The 5,770-nt window shown below is 65.5% G+C and carries 10 protein-coding genes and 1 pseudogene; 7 read left to right on the top strand and 4 right to left on the bottom strand.

What is annotated here, in order from left to right; translation table 11 throughout:
- Window positions 1-323, bottom strand: a 323-nt coding sequence (locus ACLPJJ_RS08530) for a hypothetical protein (RefSeq protein WP_443590539.1), incomplete at its 3' end; no start/stop codon positions are given.
- Here ACLPJJ_RS08530 and ACLPJJ_RS08525 point away from each other — a divergent pair.
- From ACLPJJ_RS08525 to radC, 3 genes and pseudogenes are all read left to right on the top strand, one after another.
- A pseudogene (locus ACLPJJ_RS08525) lies at window positions 229-441 on the top strand (GntR family transcriptional regulator); the annotation flags it as partial. The gene ACLPJJ_RS08530 and the pseudogene ACLPJJ_RS08525 sit on opposite strands and share 95 nt — an antisense overlap.
- Window positions 353-835, top strand: coding sequence for an efflux RND transporter permease subunit (locus tag ACLPJJ_RS08520; RefSeq protein WP_443590537.1), 483 nt, complete (start codon window positions 353-355; stop codon window positions 833-835). The pseudogene ACLPJJ_RS08525 and the gene ACLPJJ_RS08520, both read left to right, overlap by 89 nt.
- Window positions 836-942: 107 nt before the next feature.
- A complete protein-coding gene (gene radC, locus ACLPJJ_RS08515) occupies window positions 943-1,698 on the top strand; it encodes a RadC family protein (RefSeq protein WP_443590534.1) in 756 nt (251 codons plus the stop codon).
- Here the strand turns inward: radC and ACLPJJ_RS08510 are convergent.
- Complete coding sequence (locus ACLPJJ_RS08510; RefSeq protein WP_443590533.1) at window positions 1,693-2,469, bottom strand: methyltransferase domain-containing protein; 777 nt, start codon at window positions 2,467-2,469, stop codon at window positions 1,693-1,695. The two genes, radC and ACLPJJ_RS08510, sit on opposite strands and share 6 nt — an antisense overlap.
- On the opposite strand from ACLPJJ_RS08510, the gene ACLPJJ_RS08505 reads away from it, so the two are divergent.
- Genes ACLPJJ_RS08505 through hpnK form a run of 4 tightly spaced genes read left to right on the top strand, consistent with a single transcriptional unit; the run spans window position 2,470 to window position 4,722 of the window.
- Window positions 2,470-3,204, top strand: coding sequence for a double zinc ribbon domain-containing protein (locus tag ACLPJJ_RS08505; protein ID WP_443590532.1), 735 nt, complete (start codon window positions 2,470-2,472; stop codon window positions 3,202-3,204).
- Window positions 3,205-3,230: 26 nt separating this feature from the next.
- Window positions 3,231-3,488 (top strand): glutaredoxin 3, encoded by a 258-nt coding sequence (gene grxC, locus ACLPJJ_RS08500; protein WP_443590531.1) that lies wholly within the window; start codon window positions 3,231-3,233, stop codon window positions 3,486-3,488.
- Window positions 3,485-3,940 carry a DUF1178 family protein gene (locus ACLPJJ_RS08495; protein ID WP_443590530.1) on the top strand — a complete coding sequence of 152 codons (456 nt, stop codon included), beginning with the start codon at window positions 3,485-3,487 and terminating at the stop codon, window positions 3,938-3,940. Before grxC ends, ACLPJJ_RS08495 begins: the two co-directional genes overlap by 4 nt.
- 8 nt (window positions 3,941-3,948) lie before the next feature.
- Window positions 3,949-4,722: a hopanoid biosynthesis-associated protein HpnK gene (hpnK, locus tag ACLPJJ_RS08490; protein WP_443590536.1), complete on the top strand. Its 774-nt coding sequence runs from the start codon at window positions 3,949-3,951 to the stop codon at window positions 4,720-4,722.
- A gap of 48 nt (window positions 4,723-4,770) precedes the next feature.
- Here the strand turns inward: hpnK and rpsI are convergent, their stop codons facing one another.
- Both rpsI and rplM read right to left on the bottom strand, forming a co-directional pair.
- Window positions 4,771-5,259 carry a 30S ribosomal protein S9 gene (gene rpsI, locus ACLPJJ_RS08485; RefSeq protein ID WP_443590528.1) on the bottom strand — a complete coding sequence of 163 codons (489 nt, stop codon included), beginning with the start codon at window positions 5,257-5,259 and terminating at the stop codon, window positions 4,771-4,773.
- Between the two features lie 3 nt (window positions 5,260-5,262).
- A complete protein-coding gene (gene rplM / locus ACLPJJ_RS08480; protein ID WP_443590526.1) occupies window positions 5,263-5,727 on the bottom strand; it encodes a 50S ribosomal protein L13 in 465 nt (154 codons plus the stop codon).
- Between the last annotated feature and the right edge of the window lie 43 nt (window positions 5,728-5,770).

Below are 5,770 nucleotides of genomic sequence, written 5' to 3'. Positions count from 1 at the left end.
TGCGACTGGACGATTCCGGTCGCCCAAAGCTGGTCGAGGATCGACGACGGGATCGCTTCGCGGTCGTCGGCGTCGCGCGCGGCGGGCCGCAGCTGCGCGGCGGCCAACTCCTGCACCATCGACTGGGCGAGCTTTTGTTCCTGGGTGAGTTCAAAAGAAATCACGGACTTTACCCTCCGTTTTCCACACTGCCGCTTGACATCGCGCGGCGTCGCGTTCAGGATACCAATGGTTGAACCAATGGAACACATGAGCAGCGCGAAAGTCAAGCGCAAGAAGCTGGCGCGGGTGGCGGCGCCGCGGCGGCCGGAGTTCAGCCGCATCCGTAACCTGCGCGCGTTCGAGGAAATCGCTGATCAGATTCGCAAAGAAATTTCAGATCGGCGCCTGCGCGCCGGCGATCGGCTGCCGCCGGAGCGGGCGCTGGCCGAGCAGTTCGGCGTCTCGCGCAACATATCTCGGCTTTGGCGGGCTGACGCTGAACATCTATACCGAGGTCGGGCTGGTCACGCTGATGGGGCTGGTCTCCAAGCATGGCATCCTGATGACCGAGGTGGCGAACGAGGCGCGGCTGCGCGGCATGAAGAAGCGCGCGGCCATAGAATACGCCGCCAATATCCGTCTGCGTCCCATCCTGATGACCACCGCGGCCATGGTGCTCGGCGTCGTGCCGCTCATTTTCGCCGGCGGAGCGGGGGCGGCATCGCGCTACGCCATGGGCATGGTCATCGCCGGGGGCTTGTCCATTGGCACCATGTTCACGCTGTTTGTGGTTCCGGCGGTGTACATGGTGCTGTCCAGCAAGAAAGACGCCGAGCATGAGCCGGTATCGTAACGACCGCCGCCGCCTACGTAAGCATTGGGTAAAGCGGGCGCAAAGCCGCGTAAAATTGTGCCGTTAAGCTTCCATTAAACCAGAAGTCGTGGCACGTTTCGCGTGTCATGAGCAAAAGAGCTGCAACGCCCGGTTTCGCCGATGTTTCGCTGCTTGAGACATTGTCGCCCGAGATCCGCCCCGGAAAGCCGGCCATCGGCACCGATGGGCATCGGGCCCGGCTGCGTGCGCGCCTGCTTGCGGCGGGGCCGGATGCCATCGCCGAGCATGAACTCATCGAGATGGTCCTGTTCCTGGCATTGCCGCGGCGGGACACCAAGCCTATCGCCCGGGCGCTGCTGGCCAAGTTCGGTTCTTATGCCAGTGTCATCTCCGCCTCGGTGCCGGAGCTGCTCTCGGTCGAGGGGCTGGGCGAGGCCGGGGTGGCGGCGCTGAAGATCGTGCAGGCTTCGGCGCAGCGCCTGGCCAAGGCCGAGGTGCTGTACCGCCCGGTTTTGAGCAACTGGGACCGGCTGATGGAGTATCTGCAGGCGGTGCTGGCGCGCGAGAAGGTGGAGCAGTTCCGCGTGCTGTTCCTGGACAACCGCAACCGGCTGCTGGCCGATGAGCAGCAGGCCCAGGGCACGGTGAACCACACGCCCGTCTATCCGCGCGAGATCGTCCGGCGCGCGCTGGAGCTGCACGCCACCGCCATCATCCTGGTGCACAACCACCCGAGCGGCGATCCCTCGCCCTCGGACGACGACATCTCGATGACGCGCGAGATCAAGCAGGCGGCATCGGCGCTTTCCATCGTGCTGCACGACCATGTCATCGTCGGCAATGGCCGGTGGCTGAGCTTCCGCAAGACGGGGTTTTTATGATGCCCAGCCGGTCAGGATCGCCATGCGCAGCGTAGCCTTCGTCCGCCCATCCTGCACCGGCAGTGCCGCCAGCGCGGCGGGGAACAGCCCTTGCGGCGGGGTGCGCCGCTGGCGGTCGAGCAAAGCGTTGCTCTCTCCGGCGTCGCGCAGCTCGTGCAACAGGTGCAGCGGGTTGGCGTACAGGAAGGTGATCTCCTCGACATCCGCCACCGGATGGACGAAGCCCGCGCGCTGGAGCAGCCCGGCGCAGTCGCGCAACTCGGGGAACGGGGAGATGCGCGGGCTGACACCGCCGGTGAGCGCTTCCTCGGCGTCCAGCAACGCCTCGCGCAGCGTTTGCAGCGTACCCAGCACCGGCATGCTGGCGAGCAGCAGCCCTTCCGGCTTCAGCGCGCGTTTCAGCTGGATCAGCGCGCCGGGCAGGTCGTCCAGCCAGTGCAGGGCCAGATGCGCCACCACCAGGTCGAACGCACTCTCCGGCAGGCCGAAATTCTCCGGACCGGCCAGCAGCAGCGGCTTGCCGCCGGCTTGCGCCGCCATGGCGGGGGAGAAATCGGCCGAGACGACCTCCATCCCCCGTTCAGCCAGCATCGGGGCGATCGCCCCGCGGCCGCCGAAATCCAGCGCCGTGGCGAAGCGCCGGCTGGTGTCGTCCAGCCTGTCGAGCAGCCGCTCGCCCAGATCCTCCAGCACCGGCAGCAACGCGGCAATCCGCCCAGCCGCCCGCTCGCGGTGCTTCACCATGGCCTTGAACTCGAAAATGGGGTGCAAATGAAACCTCTCTTTCGTTGGGTGCTGGATACCCTGCTGCCGCCGTCTTGTCTCGCCTGCGATACGCCGGTGGAGAAAGAGGGGCAGTTTTGCCTGAACTGCTTCAAGGCGGCGAATTTCATCACCGCGCCGTTCTGCCGGATCTGTGGCGTGCCGATGCCCTATGCCGCCGAGCCGGAGTGCGAGAGCTGCGCCGAGCACCCGCCTGCCTTCACCCAGGCCCGCGCCGCCCTGCGCTACGACGAAACGGCAAAACGCATGATCCTGCCGCTGAAATACGCCGACCATACCGAGGCGGTGAAGGGTCTGGCGGCGCTGATGCGCAGGCCCGGGGAAGAGATGCTGCAGGCGGCCAACCTGCTGGTGCCGGTGCCGCTGCACCGCGCCCGGCTGCAAGCACGGCGTTTCAACCAGGCGGGGCTGCTTGCCATCGCATTGGCCCGGCTTACAGGCCGGCCGCTCAGCGTGGACGCGCTTCAGCGCACGAAGCCGACTTTGCCGCTGGAGGGTTTCGGTGCCAGCCGGCGGCGCGAGGAAGTGAAAGACGCTTTTGTGTTGTCCCCGGATGCCGAAGTGGCTGGCAAGCGCGTGCTGCTGATCGATGACGTGATGACCTCCGGCGCCACGGCCAATGCCTGCGCCAGCGTGCTGCTGGCCAACGGCGCCCGCCGCGTGGACGTGCTGACCGCCGCCCGCGTGGCCGATCCGCGTTTAGAGCAGCCGGGCCTTGCATAGTTTGCTTCCTCGGCTATTTGACGAAAATGGCCGAGATTGAAATCTATACCCAGCCCTTCTGCCCCTATTGTTCCCGCGCGGTGGCGCTGCTGACGCAGAAAGACGTTGCTTTCCAGGAAATTGATGCTCCGCGCGGTTCCGCTGCGCGCGAGGAGGCGATCAGCCGTTCCGGCGGCCGCACCACCGTGCCGCAGATCTTCATCGGCGACGCGCATATTGGCGGCTGCGACGACCTGATGGCGCTGGATCAGGCCGGCAAGCTAGATCCGTTGTTGGTGCCATGATCCATTATCAGCTCCGCTGCGCCGCCGGGCATGAGTTCGACGGCTGGTTCAAGGACAGTGACGGTTTCGAGAGCCAGGCCGGGGCGGGGCTGGTTGCCTGCCCGTGCTGCGGCAGCACCGATGTCGGCCGGGCGCTGATGACGCCGGGCATTCCGCGCAAGGCCCGGGCGGAAGCGGAGATCCTGCCGCCGGAACCGGCTGGCGGCATGCCCGCCGCGGGTGGGGTGATCCCCGATGCCGTGCGCGTCGCGCTGCAAAAGCTGCGTGGAGAGGTGGAGAAGCATTGCGATTATGTCGGCAAGGATTTCGCCGATGAGGCGCGGCGAATCCACAACGGCGAGACCGAGCCGCGCGGCATCTATGGTGAAAGCAGCGACGAGGAGACCGAGGCGCTGGAGGAAGACGGTATTGCATTTGCCCGCATCCCCTGGGTGCCGAGGAATGATAGTTGAGCGCCGCCATGCGCGAGGTGATCTTTTCCGCCGATGATTTCGGCCTGACAGAATCGGTGAACGAGGCTGTCGAGCAGGCCAACCGGCAGGGGCGGCTGACGCAGGCGAGCCTGATGGTTGCGGCCCCCGCTGCGGCGGACGCCGTGCGCCGTGCCAAGGCGCTGCCGGGGCTGAATGTCGGGCTGCATCTGGTGCTGGTCGATGGCGATTCGCTGCTGGGGCACGAGCGGCTGCCGCATATCACCGGGCCGGATGGGCGCTTCTCCACCGATCAGGCCGGGCTTGGGGTGAAATATTTTTTCTCTCCCGCCGCCCGGCGGGAATTGCGCGCCGAGATCGAGGCGCAATTCGCCGCCTTCGCCGCCACCGGCCTGCCTTTGCATCACGCGGATGCACATAAGCACATGCATCTGCACCCCACCGTGGCGCGGATGATGATCGAGGCCGGGCGCAAACACGGGCTCAAGCGCCTGCGCATTCCGGCTGAGCCGCCCGCTGTGATGGCGGCATGCGGGGAGACGGTGAGCTTTGGCGACCGCGCCCTTTACGCCTGGACCCGCCTGCTGCGGTTGCAGGCGCGGGGGCTGGAGGTGCCGGATCAGGTGTTCGGGATCAAATGGTCAGGCCACATGACGCGCGAGCGGATCAAAAAATTGCTGCCCTTGCTGCCGGAGGGACGGACGGAAATCTATACCCACCCGGCAACGGCGCGTGATGACGCACTGGTAAAGCTGATGCCCGATTACGAGCACGTGGCGGAATTCGAGGCGCTTCTGAAGTAATAAAAAAACCCCGGCATTTGCCGGGGTTTTTCGTGAAGCGCGGAGAGATTAGCGCTTGGAGAACTGGAAGGAGCGGCGGGCCTTCGGCTTGCCGTACTTCTTACGCTCGACCATACGCGGGTCGCGGGTGAGGAACCCGGCGGCCTTCAGGATGCCGCGCAGATCCGGCTCATAGAGCGACAGCGCGCGGGAGATGCCATGGCGCACGGCGCCGGCTTGGCCGGAGAGGCCGCCACCGGTGACGGTGCAATACACGTCGAACTGGTTGTAGCGGTCAGCCACCAGGAAGGGCTGGGTGATCAGCATGCGCAGCACCGGACGGGCGAAATAGACCGGGGCCTTCTTGCCGTTGATCAGGATCTCGCCCTTGCCGGGCTTAACCCACACGCGGGCAATGGCGTTCTTGCGGCGGCCGGTGGCGTAGGAGCGGCCGAGCGCATCGCGCTTGGGCTCACGCTTCGGGGCGGCTTCCGGAGCGGCGGCGGTGCCGGCGGTCAGGTCCTTCAGACCGGCAAAAGCATTGGTGGTCGCGGACATGGATTAGGCCCTCTTGTTCTTGGAGTTCAGCGCGCCGACATCGAGCGTCTTCGGCTGCTGGGCGGCGTGCGGGTGCTCGGCGCCGGCATAGACGTACAGGTTCTTCATCTGCTGGCGCTGCAGCGGGCCGCGCGTGATCATGCGCTCAATGGCCTTTTCCACGACGGTCTGCGGGTTCTTGCCGGCCAGGCGTTCCTTGACGTTACGGCCCTTGATGCCGCCGGGATAGCCGGTGTGGTAGTAGAAGACGGAATCTTCCATCTTCTTGCCGGTTAGCTTCACCTTGTCGGCGTTGACGATGATGATGTTGTCGCCGCAGTCGACATGCGGGGTGAAGATCGGCTTGTGCTTGCCGCGCAGGCGGGTGGCCACGATAGCGGCCAGGCGGCCCAGGATCAGGCCTTCGGCGTCGATCAGGACCCAGTCCTTCTTCACATCCGCCGGTTTGATGGAGATTGTGGTTTTCATAAGTTACATCCAAATGACTCAGTGCCGGGGCTTATGAGGATTT

The organism is Acidocella sp. (genome assembly GCF_052326845.1).
In the GTDB taxonomy this organism is placed as follows: Bacteria; Pseudomonadota; Alphaproteobacteria; order Acetobacterales; family Acetobacteraceae; genus Acidocella.
Note: the sequence above shows the minus strand (reverse complement) of the source record. Positions and strands in the feature narration are given on the sequence as shown.